This is a genomic window from Massilia haematophila, assembly GCF_042647645.1.
Taxonomy (GTDB): Bacteria; Pseudomonadota; Gammaproteobacteria; order Burkholderiales; family Burkholderiaceae_D; genus Telluria; species Telluria haematophila.
Map to the genome: position 1 here is coordinate 1,908,293 of NZ_JBHRVV010000001.1, position 20,232 is coordinate 1,928,524.

18 protein-coding genes and 1 tRNA gene are annotated in these 20,232 nt (G+C 65.1%); 3 read left to right on the plus strand and 16 right to left on the minus strand.

Features of this window, described 5'->3' with window-relative positions; all coding sequences use genetic code 11:
* Positions 1-3 precede the first annotated feature (3 nt).
* Positions 4-669, minus strand: a complete 666-nt coding sequence (locus ACFOPH_RS08495; protein ID WP_312550866.1) for a response regulator transcription factor — start codon at positions 667-669, stop codon at positions 4-6.
* Between the two features lie 279 nt (positions 670-948).
* On the opposite strand from ACFOPH_RS08495, the gene ACFOPH_RS08500 reads away from it, so the two are divergent.
* Positions 949-1,761 carry a Crp/Fnr family transcriptional regulator gene (locus tag ACFOPH_RS08500; RefSeq protein WP_312550867.1) on the plus strand — a complete coding sequence of 271 codons (813 nt, stop codon included), beginning with the start codon at positions 949-951 and terminating at the stop codon, positions 1,759-1,761.
* A 28-nt stretch (positions 1,762-1,789) separates the two neighbouring features.
* On the opposite strand, the gene ACFOPH_RS08505 is transcribed toward ACFOPH_RS08500, so the two are convergent.
* The 11 genes from ACFOPH_RS08505 to ACFOPH_RS08555 form a co-directional block, all read right to left on the minus strand.
* Positions 1,790-3,352, minus strand: a complete 1,563-nt coding sequence (locus ACFOPH_RS08505; protein ID WP_379734754.1) for a CHASE3 domain-containing protein — start codon at positions 3,350-3,352, stop codon at positions 1,790-1,792.
* A gap of 257 nt (positions 3,353-3,609) precedes the next feature.
* Positions 3,610-4,242 carry a response regulator transcription factor gene (locus ACFOPH_RS08510; protein WP_312550869.1) on the minus strand — a complete coding sequence of 211 codons (633 nt, stop codon included), beginning with the start codon at positions 4,240-4,242 and terminating at the stop codon, positions 3,610-3,612.
* Positions 4,243-4,472: 230 nt separating this feature from the next.
* Positions 4,473-4,877: a MerR family transcriptional regulator gene (locus ACFOPH_RS08515; protein ID WP_312550871.1), complete on the minus strand. Its 405-nt coding sequence runs from the start codon at positions 4,875-4,877 to the stop codon at positions 4,473-4,475.
* A 7-nt stretch (positions 4,878-4,884) separates the two neighbouring features.
* Positions 4,885-5,238 carry an integration host factor subunit alpha gene (locus ACFOPH_RS08520; protein WP_290424311.1) on the minus strand — a complete coding sequence of 118 codons (354 nt, stop codon included), beginning with the start codon at positions 5,236-5,238 and terminating at the stop codon, positions 4,885-4,887.
* 102 nt (positions 5,239-5,340) lie between these two features.
* Positions 5,341-7,767: a phenylalanine--tRNA ligase subunit beta gene (gene pheT, locus ACFOPH_RS08525; protein WP_379734757.1), complete on the minus strand. Its 2,427-nt coding sequence runs from the start codon at positions 7,765-7,767 to the stop codon at positions 5,341-5,343.
* A gap of 96 nt (positions 7,768-7,863) precedes the next feature.
* The gene (pheS, locus tag ACFOPH_RS08530; RefSeq protein ID WP_312550873.1) at positions 7,864-8,880 is read right to left on the minus strand and encodes a phenylalanine--tRNA ligase subunit alpha; all 1,017 of its coding nucleotides are present in this window, start codon (positions 8,878-8,880) and stop codon (positions 7,864-7,866) included.
* Between the two features lie 194 nt (positions 8,881-9,074).
* The gene (gene rplT / locus ACFOPH_RS08535; protein ID WP_078031238.1) at positions 9,075-9,434 is read right to left on the minus strand and encodes a 50S ribosomal protein L20; all 360 of its coding nucleotides are present in this window, start codon (positions 9,432-9,434) and stop codon (positions 9,075-9,077) included.
* Between the two features lie 20 nt (positions 9,435-9,454).
* Positions 9,455-9,652, minus strand: coding sequence for a 50S ribosomal protein L35 (gene rpmI, locus ACFOPH_RS08540; protein ID WP_026354218.1), 198 nt, complete (start codon positions 9,650-9,652; stop codon positions 9,455-9,457).
* 427 nt (positions 9,653-10,079) lie between these two features.
* Positions 10,080-10,607 carry a translation initiation factor IF-3 gene (gene infC / locus ACFOPH_RS08545; protein WP_312550889.1) on the minus strand — a complete coding sequence of 176 codons (528 nt, stop codon included), beginning with the start codon at positions 10,605-10,607 and terminating at the stop codon, positions 10,080-10,082.
* 41 nt (positions 10,608-10,648) lie between these two features.
* Positions 10,649-12,559 (minus strand): threonine--tRNA ligase, encoded by a 1,911-nt coding sequence (gene thrS / locus ACFOPH_RS08550; RefSeq protein ID WP_379734760.1) that lies wholly within the window; start codon positions 12,557-12,559, stop codon positions 10,649-10,651.
* 260 nt (positions 12,560-12,819) lie between these two features.
* A tRNA-Val gene (locus ACFOPH_RS08555) sits at positions 12,820-12,896 on the minus strand.
* A gap of 146 nt (positions 12,897-13,042) precedes the next feature.
* Here ACFOPH_RS08555 and ACFOPH_RS08560 point away from each other — a divergent pair.
* Together ACFOPH_RS08560 and ACFOPH_RS08565 are read left to right on the plus strand one after the other, a co-directional pair.
* Positions 13,043-13,981: a cation diffusion facilitator family transporter gene (locus ACFOPH_RS08560; protein ID WP_379734762.1), complete on the plus strand. Its 939-nt coding sequence runs from the start codon at positions 13,043-13,045 to the stop codon at positions 13,979-13,981.
* Between the two features lie 80 nt (positions 13,982-14,061).
* Complete coding sequence (locus ACFOPH_RS08565) at positions 14,062-15,054, plus strand: NAD(P)/FAD-dependent oxidoreductase (protein ID WP_379734764.1); 993 nt, start codon at positions 14,062-14,064, stop codon at positions 15,052-15,054.
* Between the two features lie 26 nt (positions 15,055-15,080).
* Here ACFOPH_RS08565 and ACFOPH_RS08570 read toward each other — a convergent pair whose 3' ends face one another.
* The 4 genes from ACFOPH_RS08570 to ACFOPH_RS08585 form a co-directional block, all read right to left on the minus strand.
* Entirely contained in the window at positions 15,081-17,825 is a 2,745-nt protein-coding gene (locus tag ACFOPH_RS08570) for a bifunctional diguanylate cyclase/phosphodiesterase (protein ID WP_379734766.1), read from the minus strand.
* A gap of 111 nt (positions 17,826-17,936) precedes the next feature.
* Positions 17,937-18,623: a hypothetical protein gene (locus tag ACFOPH_RS08575; protein WP_379734768.1), complete on the minus strand. Its 687-nt coding sequence runs from the start codon at positions 18,621-18,623 to the stop codon at positions 17,937-17,939.
* Positions 18,623-19,294, minus strand: a complete 672-nt coding sequence (locus ACFOPH_RS08580) for a hypothetical protein (RefSeq protein ID WP_379734770.1) — start codon at positions 19,292-19,294, stop codon at positions 18,623-18,625. The genes ACFOPH_RS08575 and ACFOPH_RS08580 overlap by 1 nt, the downstream gene beginning before the upstream one ends.
* On the minus strand, positions 19,291-20,220 hold the full coding sequence (locus tag ACFOPH_RS08585) for an MlaD family protein (RefSeq protein ID WP_379734772.1): 930 nt from the start codon (positions 20,218-20,220) through the stop codon (positions 19,291-19,293). The genes ACFOPH_RS08580 and ACFOPH_RS08585 overlap by 4 nt, the downstream gene beginning before the upstream one ends.
* Between the last annotated feature and the right edge of the window lie 12 nt (positions 20,221-20,232).

Genomic DNA, 20,232 nt, shown 5'->3' on the forward strand with positions numbered 1-20,232 from the left:
CGCTCATGGCAGCGCTTCGAGCAGGTAGCCGAAGCCGCGGATGGTGCGCAGGGTGACGCCGGCGCCATCGAGCTTGAGGCGCAGGCGTGAAACGTAGACCTCGACCGCGTTCAGGGTCAGGTCCTCGCCCCAGGGCGCGATGGCATCGACGATCTGCTGCTTCGACACCACCCGGCCCGCGTGCTGGAGCAGGTATTCGAGCACGGCCCACTCGCGCACCGACAGCTCGAGCGGGCGTTCTCCGACACGCGCGCGGCGTGCACCGCTGTCGAGCACGATGTTGCCGAGAGCCAGGATATTGCTCTTCGGCGCGTTGCGGCGCGCCAGGGCGCGGATCCGCGCCACCAGTTCCGGGGTGGCGAAAGGTTTGACAAGGTAGTCGTCGGCGCCGGTTTCCAGGCCGCGCACGCGGTCCTCGACGGCGTCGCGCGCGGTGAGCAGCAGCACCGGGGTGGCATCGCCGCGCGCACGCAGGCGCCGCACCACTTCGAAGCCGTCGATACCGGGGAGGCCAATGTCGAGCACGGCGACGGCAGGCGCATTGCGCTGCAGGAGAGTGTCGGCGTGGAGGCCATCGCAGGCGAGCTCGACCTGCATGCCCTGGGCTTGCAGGGTGCGGCTCAGGCCGTCGGCAAGGACGGCGTCGTCTTCCACGAGCAGGATGTGCATGCGCGAACGGGATGGAGAAAAAAGCGTTGGCGCACATTATGGTCCAAATTCTTTCCGGACCCAAACAAAAGGAAAAACCGGGCAATGATTTGCCGCATCTTTCCTAGTAGGACTGGACTGACAAAACATCCTACGTCCAGCCTACACAGGGGCAACCCCTAATCTTATGTTCGGCAACAGACGATAGCTTTAATGTACACACATCGCGATGAGGCAATGTCAACAGTGCCTCCAGCAATCGCCCCTGACGTAGTAAAGCTAGAGATAAGAGGACAGAAAATGAACAACGCTCAACTTGGTGGTGCCACGCAAAAAGCGCAATCGGTCAACCAGATTCCTTCGACCAAGGAGGCAATCAAAGCTGCGTCGCGTCCAGTTGTCAGTGTCAGCGGTACCCAGCAGAACGAACTGCTGGCCGCGCTCCCGCGCCAAGACCTGGAAACCCTGTTCGAGCACCTGGAACTGGTTCCCCTGCCATTTGGCAAGGAACTGTTCGAGTATGGCAGTAAATTGGAATACGTGTATTTTCCGACGACGGCAATCGTGTCGCTGTTGTATGTGATGGAAGACGGCGCCACGACCGAGATCGCCGTCGTAGGACATGAGGGCGTGGTCGGCGTGTCGCTGTTCATGGGCGAGCGCGCCATGTGCAGCGCCGTCGTGCAGAGCGCCGGCTACGGCTACCGCCTGAAAACCCAGTACCTGCGTGATGCCTTCATGGCCGGCGGCGCCCTGCCCCAGCTCCTGATGCGCTACACCAACGCCCTGTTCGCCCAGATGGCCCAGAACGCCGTCGGCGGCCGCCACAGCTCGATCGAGCAGAAGCTGTGCCGCTGGCTGCTGGACCGCCTGGACCGTTCGCCGGGCAACGAGCTGAAAGTGACCCAGGAACTCATCTCCATCATGCTGGGCGTGCGCCGCGAGAGCATCACCGCCGCCGCCGGCAAGCTGCAGGACGAGGGCCTGATCCAGTACCGCCGCGGCAATATCACCGTCCTCGACCGCGCCGGCCTGGAAGAGTACGCCGGCGAATGCTACAAGGTCGCCAAGACCGAATACGACCGCCTGCTGATGGACGTGGCCGCTCGCTAAGCGAGCATGGCGAGGGGCGCGGCGCCTGTCAGGCGCGGCCGCCCCTTTCACCTGCCGAGGCCACTTCCAGGCCGAGGCCTTCCCCGAGATCGTCGTTCCCCATCGCCGGCAAGACTGGCGATGGGACCGGCGATTTTGCTTTGGGAGCATCCACCGGGTAGACCGGTACGGCCGGCATGTCCGGCGCAAGGTGCGCTGCCGGACCGTCACCCCCGCCGTCCAGCGGAATGCTGGCGCGTACGCAGGTTCCTACCCCGTTGACGCCGCGACTGACGTCGAGTTTGCCTCCCAACAACAGCGCGCGCTCGCGCATGCCCAGCAGGCCATGCGACTTCGAACGCATCAAGGCGTCCGGCGCGATGCCGATGCCGTCGTCCGTGACTTCCAGGCTCAGCTCCCCGTCTTCCCGGCCCAGGTGGACGATGACGTTGCGCGCCCGTGCATACTTGGCGATGTTGTTGAGCGACTCCTGGACGATGCGGAACAGCGCGATCGCATGCATCGGGCCGGCGGCATCGATGTCGCCTTCGACCAGCACGTCGCAGTCGAGTCCGGTGACGCGGGCGTAATCCTCGCAATAGCTCTGCAACGCGGCGGCCAGGCCCAGGTTGTCGAGCAGGCTCGGGCGCAGGTCCTCGACGATGCGGCGCTTCAGCTGCACGGTGTCGACCAGGGTGCCGCGCGCCCGGACGAGCATGGCGGCCAGGTCCGGCCGACTGCCCTGCAATTGCTCGGCGACGCTGTTCAGGTCCATGCCGATCGCCGTCAGGTTGGCGCCCATTTCGTCGTGCAGTTCGCGCGCCAGCTTCGCCTTTTCTTCTTCCGACACGTGGATCAGGTGGCGCGACAGCACCGACAACTGCTCGGTGCGCCGTGCAACGATGAGTTCGAGCTGTTCGTTGGTTTGCTGCAGCGCGTGCTCGGCGTCGATGCGGGCGGCGAAACTGCTGCGGATCAGGCGGTAAAACAGCAGCAGCACGAAGATCGCGGCCGCGTTGATGCCCAGGCCGAGGATGACGGCATGCTGGTACTGGCCGTAGAAGCCGGCACTGCGCGCTTTCAACAACTCGTTCTGCTCGCTGAGCATGATCACCACCTGCAGGCGGATCTCGTCGCTGTCGCCGTCGCTGGGCGCGCCGGTGATGGCGAGGATGTCGTTCAGCCCGCCCTGGCGATAGATGGTCAGCGCCTGCTGCATCATGCCGAGCTGGCGTTCGACCAGCTCGCGCAACTGGGACAGGTTCTTCTGCTGCGAGGGATTATCCGCCAGCAAGGTGCCGAGCTTGCGCAACTGGCTGTCGATGCGGGTCGGCGCCATCTGCACGCTGCCCAGGTAGAGATCCGAACCCGACAGGAAATAGCCGCGCAGATTGCTTTCGGCATCGGTCACGAGCAGGTTCAGGTGCTGCAGCTCGTCGGTGACCTGGGAAGTACGCTCCTGCAGGCTGTTGGCGGCCTTCAGGCCGTCGAGGTTGCGCAGCAGGAAGTAGCCATTGACCACCAGGATCAGCACGCAGACAAAACACAGCAGTGTCTTGTACAGCGGCAGCGCACGCGCGCGCTGGGGAGCAGGATCAAGGGTGAAGTACATCGACTGGGTTCCTTTCGCGCAACTTTGGCGGACCGGGCGATTATAGCCCCGTACGGGTTCGAGCGCAGCCGCCAGGGGGCTGGATTGTAGGCGGGAGGAAACAGAAAGCGCGTGAGCGGCAAGCAGTGAACCGGAGCGCGGTCACGACGCGAGGACTTGCGTGCGGCATGCGCCAGGTGCGGCATGAGGCCGCATGTTGCCGCAGGTTGCCGAATAGGTCCGGCGAAGGCGGACGCCGGACGGCGTCCGCATCCTGCTTAGTCGAGCAGGTTGTTCTTCATTGCGTAGTAGGTCAGGTCGCTGTTCGACTGCAGGCCCATCTTTTCCATGATGCGGGTGCGGTAGGTGGACACGGTCTTGATCGACAGCGAGAGCGCATTCCCGATGTCGGACACGGTCGCGCCCTTGGCCAGGCGCAGGAAGACCTGGAACTCGCGGTCCGACAGCTCGGTATGCAGCGCGGTGTTGGGGTCGCGGTCGAAGCTCTGGGCCAGCAGTTCGCCGACGGTCGACGACACGTAGCGCCGGCCCTGGTAGACGGTACGCACGGCGGTCTTGAGCTCGTCGGCGTCGCACTCCTTGTTCAGGTAACCGTTCGCGCCCATCTTGAACAGGTTGAGCGCATATTGTTGTGCCGGATAGCCGGAGAGAATCAGCACCGGCAGGTTGGGTTGGCCCTGGCGGATGGTGCGCAGGATATCGATCCCGCTCTGGTCCGGCATGGCGATGTCGAGCAGCAGCACGTCGCAGATCTCGCGACGGGCAATGTCCAGCGCCTCGCGACCGGTGGCGCCTTCGGCGACGACTTCGAACTCGCCGGAGGACGAGAAAATCTGTTTGAAACCTGCTCGAACTATCTGGTGATCGTCACAAATGGCAACGCGTATCATTGTCTTCCCTTAAATTTTCCTGGCACAGGAAAGAGCCGGAGGAACGTTTTCACGCCCGGCTGTCATGCGTTGGATGAGCTAAGCGCATGTAACATTTTAGCACTTCGCGGCTTTAGTACAACAACCGCACGAATGCATGAGTTAAGCTGGACTTAAGAGCGTATTCCGGTCAGAAATAAGCATTGCTGGCGTGCATGTCGCCATCAATCGCTTCCCTGAGTGGAGAGGCGCTAAGCCGGCCGGGAACCGTGTTTTAACAATGCGAGGATACCGAGCAGCTCTTCGCGCAGTTTCGGCACGTCGACAGTCGGCGCTTCCTCGATCGGGGCTGGTTCGATGCCGCCGGCCAGGTCGCTGGCGCGGCTGTCGAGGCGATTGCGGGCGCCGCTGATGGTGAAGCCTTGCTCGTACAGCAACTCGCGGATACGCCGGATCAGCAGCACCTCGTGGTGCTGGTAGTAACGGCGGTTACCACGACGTTTGACTGGCTTCAGCTGAGTAAATTCCTGCTCCCAGTAGCGCAGCACATGCGGCTTGACCCCGCACAATTCGCTGACTTCGCCGATCGTGAAGTAGCGCTTGGCCGGGATCGGCGGCAAGGCAGCGAGTTCGTTCTTGTTCGGACGGTCGTTCATGGCTCACTTATGCAGCGCGCGCCAGGGATGCCGGACTGGTCTCTTCGACCATGCCCTTCAGTTTCTGGCTGGCGTGGAAAGTCACGACGCGGCGCGCCGTGATCGGGATCTCTTCCCCGGTTTTCGGATTGCGGCCCGGCCGCTGCGGCTTGTCGCGCAACTGGAAGTTGCCGAAGCCCGACAGCTTGACGGCCTCGCCGCGCTCGAGCGCGTTACGGATCTCGTCGAAGAAGGTCTCGACCATGTCCTTGGCCTCGCGCTTGTTCAGTCCGACCTGCTCGAACAGCAGTTCGGCCAGCTCGGCCTTGGTGAGGGTCGGCAGGTCCTTCTCGGCTTCCTTCCGTACCCGCGCCACCTGCATCGCGCGATGCAGGTCGGCCGCCAGTGCTTCCTGGAATACGGCCGTGTCTACGTCGTTATGGTTAATTTTGAAGCCCTGCCTTCAGATCAAACGTTTTGGAAATTACCCGCGCAATTTAGCGCTGTGTTTTTCTTTTGCCGCCTCGGCCACGGCAGCCATCACGGCCTCCACGGCGTCGTCCTGCAAGGTCGATTGAGTATCTTGCAAGCTAAAGCGGAAAGCAAGCGATTTTTCGTCCGCTTTCAGCCCCTTGCCGCGGTATTCATCAAACAAAACAACGGCTTGCAGAATCTTGCCGTTCGGATGCACGCTGGCGGCGGCGCTCAGGGAATCGAGCACGGCCTGGGCCGGCACGTCCTGTTTCACCACCAGCGCCAGGTCGCGCGTGGCGCCCGGGAACTTCGAAATCTCGGTGTGGCGCGGCACCGAACGCGCCTGCAGCGCGGCGGCATCGACCTCGAACAGCACCGGCGCCTGCGGCAGGTCGTACTTCTGCAGCCAGCGCGGATGCAGTTCGCCGATGAAGCCGACGACCTTGCCGTCGACTTCGACCGTCGCGCAGCGGCCCGGATGCAGCGCTGCGTGCTCAGCCTTATTGAAGCGTACCACACGCGGGGCAAACAGGGCTTCCAGGTCGGCCTTCACGTCGAAGAAGTCGACCGCGCGGGTCGCCGCGCCCCACTGCTCGTCCAGCGCCGGACCGTAGGCGATGGCGCCGACGCGCTTGGGCTGGTCGAAGCCGGCCACCGACAGCGGACCGTCGACGGCATCCGGGTTGCGCTTGAACACGGCGCCGACCTCGAACACGCGCACGCGTCCGGCCTTGCGGTTCAGGTTGTAGCGCACGTTGGCCAGCAGGCCGCCGATCAGGGTCGAGCGCATCACGCTCATCTGGCTGGCGATCGGGTTCTGCAGCCTGATCGGCTGCTCGTTCGCGGCGAAGTCCTGCTCCCAGGCGCTTTCCACGAAGCTCATGTTGACCACTTCCTGGTAACCCAGGTCGGCCAGCTGGTGGCGGACGGCGAACAGCGAGCGCGTGTTTTCCGGCTCGATCAGCATCGCCGACGGCGCCACCGGCGGGTTGGCCGGAATGTTCTCGAAGCCGTAGACGCGCGCCACTTCCTCGATCAGGTCTTCCTCGATCTCGATGTCGAAGCGGTAGGACGGCGCGGTGACCGCGAACTGCCCTTCCTCGCGGATGAACGGCAGGCCCAGGCGGGTGAAGATGTCGGCCACCATGTCGTCGGTGATGGCGACGCCGATGACCTTCGCGGCGCGCGCGGTGCGCAGCACGACCGGCGCGCGCTGCGGCAGGTTGACGACCTGGTCGTCGACCGGGCCGATTTTCGTGTCCGAAGTGCCGCAGATCTCGACGATCAGCGCGGTGATGCGCTCGATGTTATCGACGGTGCCGGCGAAATCGACGCCGCGCTCGTAGCGGTGCGCCGCGTCAGTCGAGAAATTGTAGCGGCGGGCGCGGCCCTGGATCGCGTTCGGCCACCAGAAGGCCGCTTCCAGGTAGATGTCGGTGGTGTCGAGGGTCACGGCGGTGGAATCGCCGCCCATGATGCCGGCCAGCGATTCGATTTCCTTCTCGTCGGCGATCACGCCGACCCATTCGTCGACTTCCACGGTGTTGCCGTTCAGGAGTTTTACGCTCTCGCCTTTCCTGCCCCAGCGTACGTCCATGGAACCGTGGATCTTCGCCAGGTCGAACACGTGCGAGGGCTGGCCGGCTTCCAGCATGACGTAGTTGGAGATGTCGACCAGGGCCGACACCGAGCGCTGGCCCGAGCGTTCCAGGCGGCGCTTCATCCATTCCGGCGTCGCGGCTTTCGCGTTCAGGCCGCGGATCACGCGGCCCGAGAAGCGGCCGCACAGCTCCGGCGCCGAGACTTTCACCGGCAGGACCTCGTCGGTGGTGACGGCGGCCGGGCGCGGGGCCGGGAAGCTGAGCGGCGAGCCGGTCAGGGCCGACACTTCGCGCGCCACGCCCAGCACCGACAGGCAGTCCGCCTTGTTCGGGGTCAGCTTGATGGTGAACTTCAGGTCGTTCAGGCCGAGGTAGTCGCGGATGTTGGCGCCGACCGGCGCGTCTTCCGGCAGCTCCATCAGGCCGCTGCTCTCCTCCGAGATCTTCAGTTCCTTGGCCGAGCACATCATGCCCTGCGACTCGACGCCGCGCAGCTTGCCGACCTTGATTTCGAAGGGCTTGCCGTCGGCGCCCGGCGGCAGCACGGCACCGGCCTTGGCGCAGATCGCCTTCATGCCCGCGCGCACGTTCGGCGCGCCGCAGACGATGTTGAGCAAGGTGCCCGTGCCGACGTCGACCTGGCACACATTCAGGCGGTCGGCGTTCGGGTGCTTCGCCACTTCGACCACTTCGGCCACCACCACGTTCGAGAACGGCGGCGCGACGGCTTCGACTTCCTCGACTTCGAGGCCGGACATGGTCAGCAGGTGGGCCAGTTCGTCCGAATTCATTTTCGGATCGACCAGGGAACGGAGCCAGTTTTCGGAGAATTGCATAATCTTTTTACCTTGTAGCTGCGCTATTTATCAGGTTTTCTTATCAATGACCGAGGAGGCCGGAGCATGCTCGACGGCTCCCTCCATGTGCCATTTTCAGTTGAACTGCTTGAGGAATCGCAGGTCGCCCTCATAGAACAGGCGCAGGTCGTTGATCCCGTAACGCAGCATCGTCAGGCGCTCGAGGCCGGAGCCGAACGCGAAGCCGATGAACCGTTCCGGGTCCAGGCCGAAGTTACGTACGACGGTCGGGTGGACCTGGCCGGCGCCCGACACTTCCAGCCAGCGGCCTTTCAGCGGACCCGAACCGAAGGCGATGTCGATCTCGGCCGACGGTTCCGTGAACGGGAAGTAGGACGGACGGAAACGCACCTGCAGGTCGTCGGTTTCGAAGAAAGCCTTCACGAAGTTCAGGTAGACACCCTTCAGGTCGGCGAAGGAAATGTCTTCGCCGATCCACAGGCCTTCGACCTGGTGGAACATCGGCGAGTGGGTGGCGTCGGAGTCGACGCGGTAGGTGCGGCCCGGCGCGATCACCTTGATCGGCGGCGTGTGGGTGCGGGCATAGCGCACCTGCATCGGGCTGGTGTGGGTGCGCAGCAGCAGCGGTTTGCCGGTGCTGTCTTCACCCTCGATATAGAAGGTGTCCTGCATCGAACGCGCCGGGTGGTTCTCGGGGCTGTTCAGGGCGGTGAAGTTGGTCCAGTCGGTTTCGATTTCCGGGCCGTCGGCCACGTCGAAGCCGATCGAGCGGAAGATCTGCTCGACGCGCTCCCAGGTGCGCATCACCGGGTGGATGCCGCCCATCGAGCGGCCGCGGCCCGGCAGGGTGACGTCGATGCTTTCCGCGTTCAGGCGCGCTTCCAGCTGGGCGTTGGCCAGGGCCTCGCGGCGCGCGGTCAGTGCCTGTTCGATTTTTTCTTTTGCGGCGTTGATCAGGGCGCCCTGGGCCTTGCGCTGTTCGGGCTCGAGCTTGCCGAGACCCTTCATCAGTTCGGTCACCTGGCCGGTCTTGCCCAGGTATTTGGCTTTCGCGTTTTCCAGCGCGGCCGCGTCGAGCGAGGCGCCAAAGTCAGCCTGTGCCGAGACGACGAGTTCTTCCAGCGAGTTCATGCGTATTCTTTTCCTGTTTTTGGGTGGCGGGAGGCGCCACAAGGACCTGGGAATGGCGCGGCTGGCAGTTGCGAAAACGCGACAGGCCGCTGCTCTTTTCGGGTACTTATAATCAAAAACGGGGCACAGGTCTGAACCTCTGCCCCGCTTCTAAGGCGCCGCTCGCGCGGCGCCGGTCTTGCTAACCGGTTGCTTTAGGCAGCCAGCTTGGCCTTGACGGTGTTGACAATCGCGGCGAACGCCGGCTTGTCGTGCACAGCCATGTCGGCCAGGACTTTACGGTCCAGTTCAATCGCGGACTTCTTCAGGCCGTTCATGAATGCGCTGTAGGTCATGCCGTGCGAACGCGATGCAGCGTTGATACGGGTGATCCACAGTGCGCGGAAGACGCGCTTCTTGTTGCGGCGGTCGCGGTATGCGTACTGGCCAGCGCGCATGACTGCTTGCTTGGCAATACGGAATACTTTGCTGCGACGGCCACGGTAGCCTTTGGCAAGTTCAAGAACCTTCTTATGACGGGCACGTGCAGTAACCCCACGTTTTACTCGAGGCATATTCGCTCCTTAGTGTGAGATTAAGCAGATGGCATCATGCGGTAGACGCTGGTCACGTCCGACGCATTGATGTTACGGGTGCCGCGCAGCTGGCGCTTGTTCTTGGTCGTCTTCTTGGTCAGGATGTGACGCTTGAACGCCATGCCCGACTTGACGGTACCGCCCGGACGCACGCGAAAACGCTTCTTCGCGGAGCTCTTGGTTTTCATTTTTGGCATAGTCTTCTGTCCTTTGACGGACAGCCTCATATGTAACAGGATTGCAGGTGGCGGCAACGCCGCTCTTGGATGCCTGCTTTCACTTGTTTTGCAGCGAGTGTGAACCCACTACAACCTGTTTCGAGAAACAGGAACCGTAGATTCTAGCACAGGTTGCGGGGAAATAGTGTTGTGGATCAGGGGTTTGTAGGGTGGGCTCTCGAGCCCAAGCGGTAGAGCGGTCGCTCAGCCGCGGCAGAAGCAAACATCGATTCGTCCGCATCCCGGATGCGTTTTGACGGCGCAGGCACGGACACGGTGAGACCGCTTGGGCTCAAGAGCCCACCCTACGAAAAACCAAAACCAAAACAACAAAGGCCAGGCCCGGCGCGGCAGCTTGCGCTGCGGCGCCGGACCTGGCCCATGGCGAATCTGGCGAAACGAAGAATTACTTCTTCTTTTTCGGCGCGATGATCATGATCATCTGGCGCCCTTCCATCTTCGGGAACTGCTCGACCTGGCCGTAAGCCTCGAGGTCGGCCTTCAGGCGCTCGAGCATGCGGAAACCGATGTCCTGGTGCGCCATCTCGCGGCCGCGGAAGCGCAGCGTGATCTTGGTCTTGTCGCCCTCGTCCAGGAACTTGATGAGGTTACGCAGCTTGATGCTGTAGTCGCCCTCGTCGGTACCCGGACGGAACTTGACTTCCTTGACCTGGATGACCTTCTGCTTCAGCTTGGCTTCATGGGCCTTCTTCTGCTCCGAGTACTTGAACTTGCCGTAGTCCATCAGACGGCAAACCGGCGGCGTCGCGTTCGGCGCGATTTCCACCAGGTCGACGTTCTTTTCCTCGGCCATGCGGAACGCTTCCGCCAGGCTCACGATGCCCAGCGGTTCGTTGTCCACACCGTTCAGGCGCATTTCCGGATAAGTGATTTCGCCGTTGATGCGATGCTGTTTGTCAGTAGCTATGTCTATTCCTTCGAAAGTATTAAATTTGACCGGACGTATTGTAGCGTTTATTTCGCTTTCGCAGCGACTTCGCCTACCAGACGCTCCACAAGCGCGTCGACCGACATGACACCCAGGTCGACGTTGCCGCGGGCACGCACGGCCACCGTATTCGCTTCACGTTCCTTGTCGCCCACCACCAGGATGTAAGGCAGCTTTTGGACGGAATGTTCGCGAATTTTATAAGTAATCTTCTCGTTCCGCAAATCAGCGTGAACGCGCAGGCCGGCTTGACGCAGCTTCGCCTCCACCTGCTTGACGTAATCGGCTTGCGCGTCGGAAATGTTCAGCACCGCGACCTGGACCGGAGCCAGCCACAGCGGCAGCGCGCCGGCGTAGTTCTCGATCAGGATGCCGATGAAGCGCTCCATCGAACCGACGATCGCGCGGTGCAGCATGACCGGGACCTTGCGGGTGTTGTCTTCCGCAACATACTCGGCGCCCAGGCGGCCCGGCATCGAGAAGTCGACCTGCATGGTGCCGACCTGCCATGGACGGCCCAGGCTGTCCTTCAGGTGGTACTCGATCTTCGGGCCGTAGAAGGCGCCCTCGCCCGGCAGCTCGGTCCACTCCACGCCGCAGCTGCGCAGCGCCGAACGCAGGGCTTCCTCGGCCTGGTCCCAGACCTCGTCCGAACCGATGCGGTTTTCCGGACGCAGGGCGATCTTGACGTCGATGTTGCTGAAGCCGAAGTCGTCGTAGACCTTCATCGCCTGGGCGTGGAAGGCGGTCACTTCGCCGGCGATCTGGTCTTCGGTGCAGAACACGTGGCCGTCGTCCTGGGTGAAGCCGCGCACGCGCATCAGGCCGTGCAGCGCGCCCGAGGACTCGTTGCGGTGGCACTGGCCGAACTCGCCGTAACGCAGCGGCAGGTCGCGGTAGGAACGCAGGCCGGCGTTATAGATCTGCACGTGGCCCGGGCAGTTCATCGGCTTCAAGGCATAGGTGCGGTTCTCGGAATCGGTCGTGAACATGTTGTCACGGTAGTTATCCCAGTGACCGGTCTGCTTCCACAGCGAGACGTCGATGATCTGCGGCGCCTTGACTTCGCTGTAGCCGGTGCTCTGGTAGGTCTTGCGCATGTACTGCTCGACCTGCTGCCAGATGGTCCAGCCCTTCGGGTGCCAGAAGATCAGGCCCGGCGCCTCCTCCTGGAAGTGGAACAGGTCCAGGGCCTTGCCGAGTTTGCGGTGGTCGCGCTTCTCGGCCTCCTCCAGCATGTGCAGGTATTGCTCCTGGTCTTCCTTCTTGGCCCAGGCGGTGCCGTAGACGCGCTGCAGCATCTCGTTGTTCGAGTCGCCGCGCCAGTAGGCGCCGGCCAGCTTCATCAGCTTGAAGACCTTCAGCTTGCCGGTCGAGGGCACGTGCGGGCCGCGGCACAGGTCGGTGAAGCCGCCTTCCGAGTACAGCGACACGTCCTCGTTCGCCGGGATCGAGGCGATGATCTCGGCCTTGTAGTCTTCGCCGATCGACTTGAAGTAGGCCACGGCTTCGTCGCGCGGCAGCACCTTGCGGGTGACCGGCTCGTCCTTCTTGGCCAGCTCCTGCATCTTCTTCTCGATCGCCTGCAGGTCTTCCGGGGTGAAGGGACGCTTGTACGAGAAATCGTAGTAGAAGCCGTTGTCGATGACTGGGCCGATGGTGACCTGGGCTTCCGGGAACAGTTCCTTGACCGCATAGGCCAGCAGGTGGGCGGTCGAGTGACGGATGACGTCCAGGCCTTCCGGATCCTTGTCGGTCACGATGGCGAGATCGGCATCGGACTCGATCAGGAAGGAGGTGTCGACCACCTTGCCGTCGACCTTGCCGGCCAGGGCCGCCTTGGCCAGGCTCGGGGCGATATTCTGGGCCACCTGGGCAACGGTGACCGGTCCTTCGAATTGACGGCTGGAGCCGTCCGGGAGTCGCACATTCAACATCTTGATCTCCAATCGGCGCCGCTTGCGCCCGCTAACATTGATAAATTTGAAATGGAAAGAATAGGGACGAAAAAAAACGCGCACCAGGCGCGTTTTCTTCAGTGTTGTCGAGTCTGTTCGGACAAAAGGCCACCGTACCGCGTCTAGCGATTCCCCCACAACCAGGTTGTAGTTCGCGGTGTCATAACCGTTTGTGCCTTTCTCGCTCTTACTGACGACAAGAGCGGAAAACCGTAGTTCCCCGCGCTTATCTGATGTTCTGGTGGGCGGTGCAGAATTCGAATCTGCGACCCCTTGGATGTCGACCAAGTATTCTAACCAGCTGAACTAACCGCCCGATGACGTGCATTATAGAGACAGCAGGCCGCTCGTGCAAGGGTTGATTGGAGTTAAGTCAATCCGGCCCGCAGCCGCTCCCTTCCTTCGGCCACCGCGGCCGATATCCATTACACTTCGGGATTGTCGAAATCTTACGCAACACCCATGTCATCCCAGCCAGCCCACGACCACGCCCCGACCTCGGAACACCTGCACGCCCACCTCGACGGCGACGCCCGCCACGGCCATACCATCGAGTCGCGCAGCCACAAGGCCCTCTCGTTTGCGCTGGTGCTGACCCTGGTGTTCGCGCTGGTCGAAGTCGTCACCGGCTTCGTCTCGAATTCGCTGGCCCTGATTTCCGACGCCGGCCACATGGTGACCGATGCCGCCGCCCTCGGCCTGGCCCTGCTGGCCCAGCTGATCGCCAGGCGGCCGCCGTCGAGCCGCCATTCCTTCGGCTTCGTGCGCGCCGAAGCCCTCGCCGCCTTCGTCAACTGCCTGGCGATGCTGGCCCTGGTGGCCTGGATCGTCTACGAGGCGGTGCAGCGCCTGAGCCACCCGGAGCCGGTGCAGGGCGGCGTGGTGCTGGTGGTGGCGGCGCTGGGCGCGGCCATCAACATCGTGGTGGCCTGGGTGCTCTCGCGCGACACCGACAGCATCAACACCCGCGCGGCCCTGGTCAACGTGCTGGGCGACCTGCTCGGCTCGGTGGCCGCGATCGCCGCCGGCGCCATCATCTATTTCACCGGCTGGGTGCGGATCGACCCGATTCTCTCGATTTTCGTGTCGCTGCTGATCCTGAAGTCCACGGTCGGCATCCTGCGCGAGTCCTACCACTTCCTGATGGAAGGCGTGCCCCACGGCATCGACTACCTGCAGGTCGGCGCCGACCTGGCCGAAGTCGAGGGCGTGCTCTCGGTGCACGACCTGCACGTCTGGGACATGTCGCCCGGCCACCCGGCCCTGATCGGCCACCTGGAGATCGCCGACCTGGCCGAATGGCCGGCCGTGCTGCGCCGCGTAAAGGCCATGCTGCTCGACAAGCACGGCATCGACCACGTGACCCTGCAGCCAGAAGCATTGGACGGCAAGTCGCTGTAGGCACGTTGTAAGTATCTTCTTACCCGGGCTGGGCTCGCGCGCCGATAGGAGCCGCTCGCCCTCTTCCCGATAATCGGCGCATGGATGACATCACCGAACACGTCTTCGACACGCTGATCATTGGCGGCGGCCCCGGCGGGCTGACGGCCGCCATCTACCTGCGCCGCTTCACCCGCAACATCGTCCTGGTCGACAAGGGCAACAGCCGGCTCTGCCTGATCCCCGTCTCGCACAACTATCCGGGCTTTCCCGAAGGGGTGCCGGGTTCGCAGCTGCTGGTCAACCTCACCGAACAGCTGACACGCTATGGCGGCGAGGTTCGCCACGGCGAGATCGTCGGGCTACGCCTGGAAGACGGCATGTTCGTGGGCGACTACCTCGACGACGCAGGCGACACCCGCCCTATCCGGGCCCTGACCGTGTTGCTGGCCACCGGCGTGGCCGACGCCGGCCTGCCGATCGAGAACTGGCGCGAGGCGGTGGCGGCCGGCGCGGTGCGCCTGTGCCCGGTGTGCGACGGCTACGACGTGATGGACAGGCGCATCGCCGTCGTCACCTCGGAAACCAATCCGGTCGGACACGCGCTCTTCATGCGCTCCTTCAGCGCCGACGTCACCCTGTTCGACCGCGGCAAGGAATCGATGCTGAGCGAGGACGAGCGGCGCCAAATCGAAGTGGCCGGCGTGCGCTACGTCGAATCGCCGCTGCTGGGCGTGACGATGAGCCCGGAGATGAAACCGGTCCTGAACACGGCCGATGGCGAAAGCCGCGAATTCGACGTGTTCTACCCGATGCTGGGCGAGTCGGCGCGCTCGAAACTGGCCGCCGACCTGGGCGCAGAGACCGGCGACTGCGACAAGCTGGTGGTCGACGACCACCAGCGCACCACGGTGCCCGGCCTGTATGCGATCGGCGACGTGGTGATGGGCCTGAACCAGATCGCGGTGGCGGCGGGACAGGCGGCGATCGCGGCCACCACCATCCACAACGCCCTGCCCTGGGCCCTGCGCCCGCCGGTCGAAGCCAGGCCGGCCATGCGCCCCCGCGTCGCGTCGCTCGGCCACGCCCTCTGACGGCGCCGTCCTGCCATCCCGGGTGTTCAGACCCGTGCTGATGCCTCGTGCAGCAGCCGCTCGAACCCGGCCGCCGGCAGCGGGCGGCTGAACAGGTAGCCCTGGATCTCGTCGCAGCCGCGCTCGCGCAGGAAGTCGCGCTGCGGCGCAGTCTCCACGCCTTCCGCGATCACCCGCATGCCAAGGTCGTGCGACAGCGAGACGATGGCCGAGACCATGGCCGCGCTGCCGGCATCGGTCTCGATGTCGCGCACGAAGGAGCGGTCGATCTTCAGGACGTCGATCGGGAAACGCTGCAGGTAGGCCAGGCTCGAGTAGCCGGCACCGAAGTCGTCGATCGCCAGCTGCACGCCCATCGCCTTCAGTTCGTGCATGGTCGCGATCGCCAGCTCGACGTCGTCCATCACCAGGCTTTCGGTCAGCTCGAGCTCCAGGCAGGAAGGCGGCAACCCGGTCTCGTCCAGGGTGGCGCGCACCAGCTCGGCCAGCCCGGGCTCCCTGAACTGGCGCGAGGACAGGTTGACCGCCACCCGCAGCGGCCCATGGCCGGCGCGCTGCCACGCGGCCGCCTGCAGGCAGGCACGGCGCAAGGCCCAGGCGCCGATCGGCACGATCAGGCCGGTGTCCTCGGCCAGCGCGATGACGCGGTCCGGGCCCAGCATGCCCAGCTCCGGATGGCGCCAGCGGATCAGCGCCTCCATGCCGGCGACCTGACCCGACGCCAGCGCCAGCTGCGGCTGGTAATGCAGCTCGAACTGGCCGTCGCGCAGTGCGTCGCGCAGCGCCTCGGCCAGCGCCAGGCGGTCCAGCACCCGCTCGTTCATGCCGGGCAGGTAGAAGCGCAAGGTGTTGCGCCCGGCCTCCTTGGCGCCGTACATCGCGATCTCCGCGTGCTTGACCAGGGTTTCGGCGTCCTCGCCGTCGGCCGGAAAACTGGCGATGCCCGCGCTGCAGCCGACGTGGATGCGCTGGCCCTCGTGCTCGAACGGCTGGCCGACCGCGTGCAGCACGTCGCCGACCGTGGCCGCCGCCTGGTCGGCGCCGGCGCGGTCGACCAGCAGCAGGACGAATTCGTCGCCGCCGGTGCGCGCCGCGGTGTCGGTCGGGCCCACGGCGGTACAGATGCGCTGGCCGGCCAGCTTCAGGAGGCGGTCGCCGGCGGGATGCCCGAGGCTGTCGTTGACGTACTTGAACTGGTCGAGGTCGAGCGCGACCACCCACAGCGCCTGCCCATGCTGGCGCGCATAGGCGATCGCGCGCTCGATGCGGTCGCCCAGCAGGACGCGGTTGGGCAGCCCGGTCAGGGTGTCGTAGCGCGCCCGGTGTTCGAGCTGGGCCTCGTATTGCTTGGTGGTCGTGACGTCGTACTCGGTGATGACGAAATGCTCGACCCTGCCGCGCTCGTCCAGCACCGGCGCCACATACACCTCGGCGAACAGTTCGCTGCCGTCCTTGCGGCGCAGCCGCAGCAGCGCATGCCCTTCGCGCTCCTTGCGCATGCTGTTCTGCAGCTCGTACACGGCCGCCTGCTCGGGCAGGGTGTCGATCAGGTCCTCGAGCGGCTTGCCGACCAGCTCCGCGGCGCGGTAACCCCGCATGCGTTCGAAGGCCGGATTGACGTACTCGATCGGGTAGCCCTCGCCCCTGGCGTCGACCAGGACCACGGCGTTCGCGCTCGACTCGATGGCGCGGAAATACAGGCGCATGGTCTCCGAGGCGCGGCGCAGGTCGGCGGTGCGCAGGTCGACCAGCTGCTCGACCCGGCGCCTGCTGCTGACGCTGGCCTGGACATAGCTTGTGAGGGCCAGCGAGAATGCAAGGCTGACCACCAGCAGCGCGATCGACCCGGCGTGCAGCGAGGCCGGCTCGCGCGTACGCGCGTGCAGCTCCCAGGGCTGGCCGTAGACGTCGAAGCGGCGCTTGCGCTCGACCATGTGGGAGCCGGCCAGGCCGGTCCACCAGGGCCGCTCGCCGGGAAAGGCGCTGCCGAAGCGCGCCACTTCCAGCATCGCGCCCTTACCGCCGGCTTCGCCGTCGGCCCTGCCGAACAAGGCCAGCTCGACGTCCCCGTGCCTGAGCAGGCTGGCGCGCAGCAGGTTCTGCTCGACCAGGTCGGCGACATTGACCACCACCTCGGTCACCCCATCGGGCTGGCCGCCGGCCGAATCGGCGCTGCGCAGCGGCAGCGCGATCACGATGCCGTGGCCGCCGTGCGGCTCGATCAGGCGCACCACGCCGCTGGCGGTCCAGGAACCGCTCGCCAGCGCGCGATCGACGAGCGCACGGTGCGGCGGAAAGGCCCAGATGTCGTAACCGTGGGCGACGTGGTCGACCGGCACCGGAATGATCTTGTCGAGCGCCAGGTAGAGGGGACGCTCGGCGGCGCGCACGAAACCGCGGCCGCGGCGTTCGCGGATCTCGAAACCCGGCCAGTCGCGCCGCCGCCGCGCCTCGTAGGCGGCGCGCTCGTCGCCGCGCACGAAGTGGAACATCGTCAGCGCCTGGATATAGGGATGGGTGCTGGCCAGCGGCGCCGCGAACGCCGCGAACTGGGCGTCGCTCACATCCCTGGTCGAACTGAACAGCAGATTGACCGCGCGCACCGCTTCCGCGGCATCGTCGAAACTGCGGGACACCGCCGCAGCCCGGGCGTCGACGCGGCGGTCGACCGAGGCATCGTGGCTGGCATGCTCGGAGGCCTGCAGAAAGTAGAACAGCAGCCAGCTGACAGCGACGCCGCACAAAAGCGTGGCCAGCGTTGCGGGATGCAACGCACTCGATGCTCACGGGAAGTCGACGATATAGCCATGGGGCCAGTCTAGCAGAAGGCGGACCGGATCAGCGGCGCCGCTCGCCGGGTCCTGCGCCAGTGCCCAGCCGCTTCAGCTCGTCGCTACCGACACCCTGCCGATCACTGCGCCCGGCTGCAGCGCTCTCGCCTGGCACAGCAACTGCGCCGTGACGTGCCAATCGACCTCGACGTCGGTCGGTTTCATGTTGTCCACTTCATACTCGCCGCCCATGAACAGGGGCAGCGCCATGCCGGCACAGGCTTGCCGTTCGAGACGCCGCTTCCCGGTCGCCGCCAGGAAGCGGCCGAACAGGGGCGCCTCCAGCGCCGAGTCGTAGTGCGCAACCAGCGCGGTGTTATGGAATTCCTCCAGGTTCATGGGAATGTCGACCACCAGGTCGTTCAGGTGACTGAACATCACTAGCGTTGGGGCGCCATCGGCAACGGCGTCGAAATCGACGCAATAGATGCGGTTCAGCCAGTCGTAGGCGAAGGGACAAATCCGCTGCGCGTATGCCGGCCACGCAGCGGCCACGCGCGCAGCATATGCGGCGATCTCGGCAGGGGCCAGGCTGCGGTAGACGCCGCGGTTGAAGGAAACGCCAGGCCATGTGCCGAGAAAAGCGATCAGCGCCGCATCGCCGCGCAAAGCGGCAAGCGCGACATCGCCAGCGCGACTGGCCGGGACCAGCCAACGGCGATCCGGTTCGAAGCGCCGGCCAAAGGCGGCAAAGCGCGGATGCGCGGCACGCCGGAACAGCAGGTCGGCCAGGCCCATCAGCGCACCGCGCCGTTAGCGGAGGCGCCGGTAGTGGGCGTACTAGTCCCGGACGCGAGCGCGATGCGCCGTTCGATCCGCTCGACGGCAGCCGTGTCGCCCGCCGCCCGCGCCCGCTCCAGCGACACGCCCAGCCACGTCAGGAGCGGGCGGCGCCAGCCCTGGCCGGACGCGGTTTCGGTGGCCGTCTCGATGTCGCTTGGGGTGATGCGTCCGGCCTTGAGCAGCGCGCCGGCGGCGACCAGCTGCGCCAGCGGATCGGCCGCGGCGGGCAGCCTGCCCTGGGCCACCACCGGGCGGTGCTGTTCCGGCAGCAGCGCCGCGTCCAGCCCCTCCCAGCGTCCGGCGAGGTAGGCGGCATACGCGCGCTGCTGCGCCGTGGCGTCCGGCGCCAGCGCGGCGAAGCCGGGGCAGTCGTCGAATTCGAGGCTGGCGGCGCGCGCGGCGCAGCGCACCAGTTCGACCTGGGCTACCAGGTCGGCGCGGCCGGTGCTGGCCGTTTCGCGCCGTGCCCGTGCGAAGTCGGCTTCGGCGGCGGCGCCATGGCCGCGCAAATAATCGTCGGTATAGGCATCGATCGCGTCTTTCGCGTCCGCCTGCCAGCTCGGCGCCAGCGGCTTGCTGGAACAGGCCGCCAGCAGCAGCGCGCACAGGATCACGGAAGTCTTCATGGCAGCTTGATCTCCTGGCTGGCGCGGCCGAAAGGCCACTTGCGGTTGACCTCGTCCACGAGGCGGTTCACCTTGCGCAGGCTGGCGTCGACCTCGCCGCGCAGGGCGCCCAGGTCCTCGGTGGCGACGCGCGCGTTCGCGCCCACGGCCTGGGCCTCGACCAGCACCGCGTCGACCCGCTTCAATGTAGCGCGCGCATCCTGCAACACACCCTGCAACTCGATCACCGCGGCCTGGGCGTCCTCGACCATGCCCTTCTTGCCGTACAGGCGCTGGTCGGTCTTGGCCAGCAGCGCGTCGACCCGCTGCAGGGTCTGCACGAACTTCGCCGCCTCGTCGTCGCCGAGCGCCCCGCCGAGCAGGCCGTACTTGCCCGACAGGCGCCCGGTGACGGTCTGGATGTTGTCCAGGCTGCCGCTGATGGCCGAGCCCTCGGAGGTCAGGTTGTCGAGGTTGTTCAGGACCGAGCGCGCGGTCGCGACCAGGCCCGGGATCTCGGCCGTCACGTCGCCGCGCAGTACCGGGCGCACGGCTCCGCCCGGCAGCGGCGGGTCTTCCAGCAGGCCGGTAAAGGCGCGGATGCGGGTCTCGCCGACGACGCTGCGTTCCAGCGTGAACACGCTCGAGGTGCGCAGCCACTTGGCGTCGTCCTTCGACACGTCGATCACGATGTTGACCTTGCCGTCCTTGGCCAGGTCGACCAGGCGCACGCGCCCGATCGGGAAGCCGGCGAAGGTCACGTCCATGCCGGGGATGACGCCCTCCGAGTTATCGGTCTCGAGGATCAGCTTCTGGGTCGGCTCGAACACGCCGCGCGCGTACATCACGTACAGGATGAAGGCGACGATCAGGGCGGCGACGACGACCAGCAGGATCATCGCCTTTCTTTCCACGTTGGCCGGTTCGTCGGGAGTGTTGTCGATCATGGTGGCGGATGG

Bases quoted from the DNA above. Each gene is read 5' to 3' on its own strand.
- ACFOPH_RS08580 (WP_379734770.1), bottom strand. From the start codon at position 19,294: ATGAAGACTTCCGTGATCCTGTGCGCGCTGCTGCTGGCGGCCTGTTCC.
- pheT (WP_379734757.1), bottom strand. From the start codon at position 7,767: ATGCAATTCTCCGAAAACTGGCTCCGTTCCCTGGTCGATCCGAAAATG.
- rplT (WP_078031238.1), bottom strand. From the start codon at position 9,434: ATGCCTCGAGTAAAACGTGGGGTTACTGCACGTGCCCGTCATAAGAAG.
- ACFOPH_RS08585 (WP_379734772.1), bottom strand. From the start codon at position 20,220: ATGATCGACAACACTCCCGACGAACCGGCCAACGTGGAAAGAAAGGCG.
- ACFOPH_RS08520 (WP_290424311.1), bottom strand. From the start codon at position 5,238: ATGCAGGTGGCGCGGGTACGGAAGGAAGCCGAGAAGGACCTGCCGACC.
- ACFOPH_RS08515 (WP_312550871.1), bottom strand. From the start codon at position 4,877: ATGAACGACCGTCCGAACAAGAACGAACTCGCTGCCTTGCCGCCGATC.
- rpmI (WP_026354218.1), bottom strand. From the start codon at position 9,652: ATGCCAAAAATGAAAACCAAGAGCTCCGCGAAGAAGCGTTTTCGCGTG.
- ACFOPH_RS08500 (WP_312550867.1), top strand. From the start codon at position 949: ATGAACAACGCTCAACTTGGTGGTGCCACGCAAAAAGCGCAATCGGTC.
- ACFOPH_RS08505 (WP_379734754.1), bottom strand. From the start codon at position 3,352: ATGTACTTCACCCTTGATCCTGCTCCCCAGCGCGCGCGTGCGCTGCCG.
- ACFOPH_RS08495 (WP_312550866.1), bottom strand. From the start codon at position 669: ATGCACATCCTGCTCGTGGAAGACGACGCCGTCCTTGCCGACGGCCTG.
- ACFOPH_RS08575 (WP_379734768.1), bottom strand. From the start codon at position 18,623: ATGGGCCTGGCCGACCTGCTGTTCCGGCGTGCCGCGCATCCGCGCTTT.
- ACFOPH_RS08510 (WP_312550869.1), bottom strand. From the start codon at position 4,242: ATGATACGCGTTGCCATTTGTGACGATCACCAGATAGTTCGAGCAGGT.
- pheS (WP_312550873.1), bottom strand. From the start codon at position 8,880: ATGAACTCGCTGGAAGAACTCGTCGTCTCGGCACAGGCTGACTTTGGC.
- thrS (WP_379734760.1), bottom strand. From the start codon at position 12,559: ATGTTGAATGTGCGACTCCCGGACGGCTCCAGCCGTCAATTCGAAGGA.
- ACFOPH_RS08560 (WP_379734762.1), top strand. From the start codon at position 13,043: ATGTCATCCCAGCCAGCCCACGACCACGCCCCGACCTCGGAACACCTG.
- ACFOPH_RS08565 (WP_379734764.1), top strand. From the start codon at position 14,062: ATGGATGACATCACCGAACACGTCTTCGACACGCTGATCATTGGCGGC.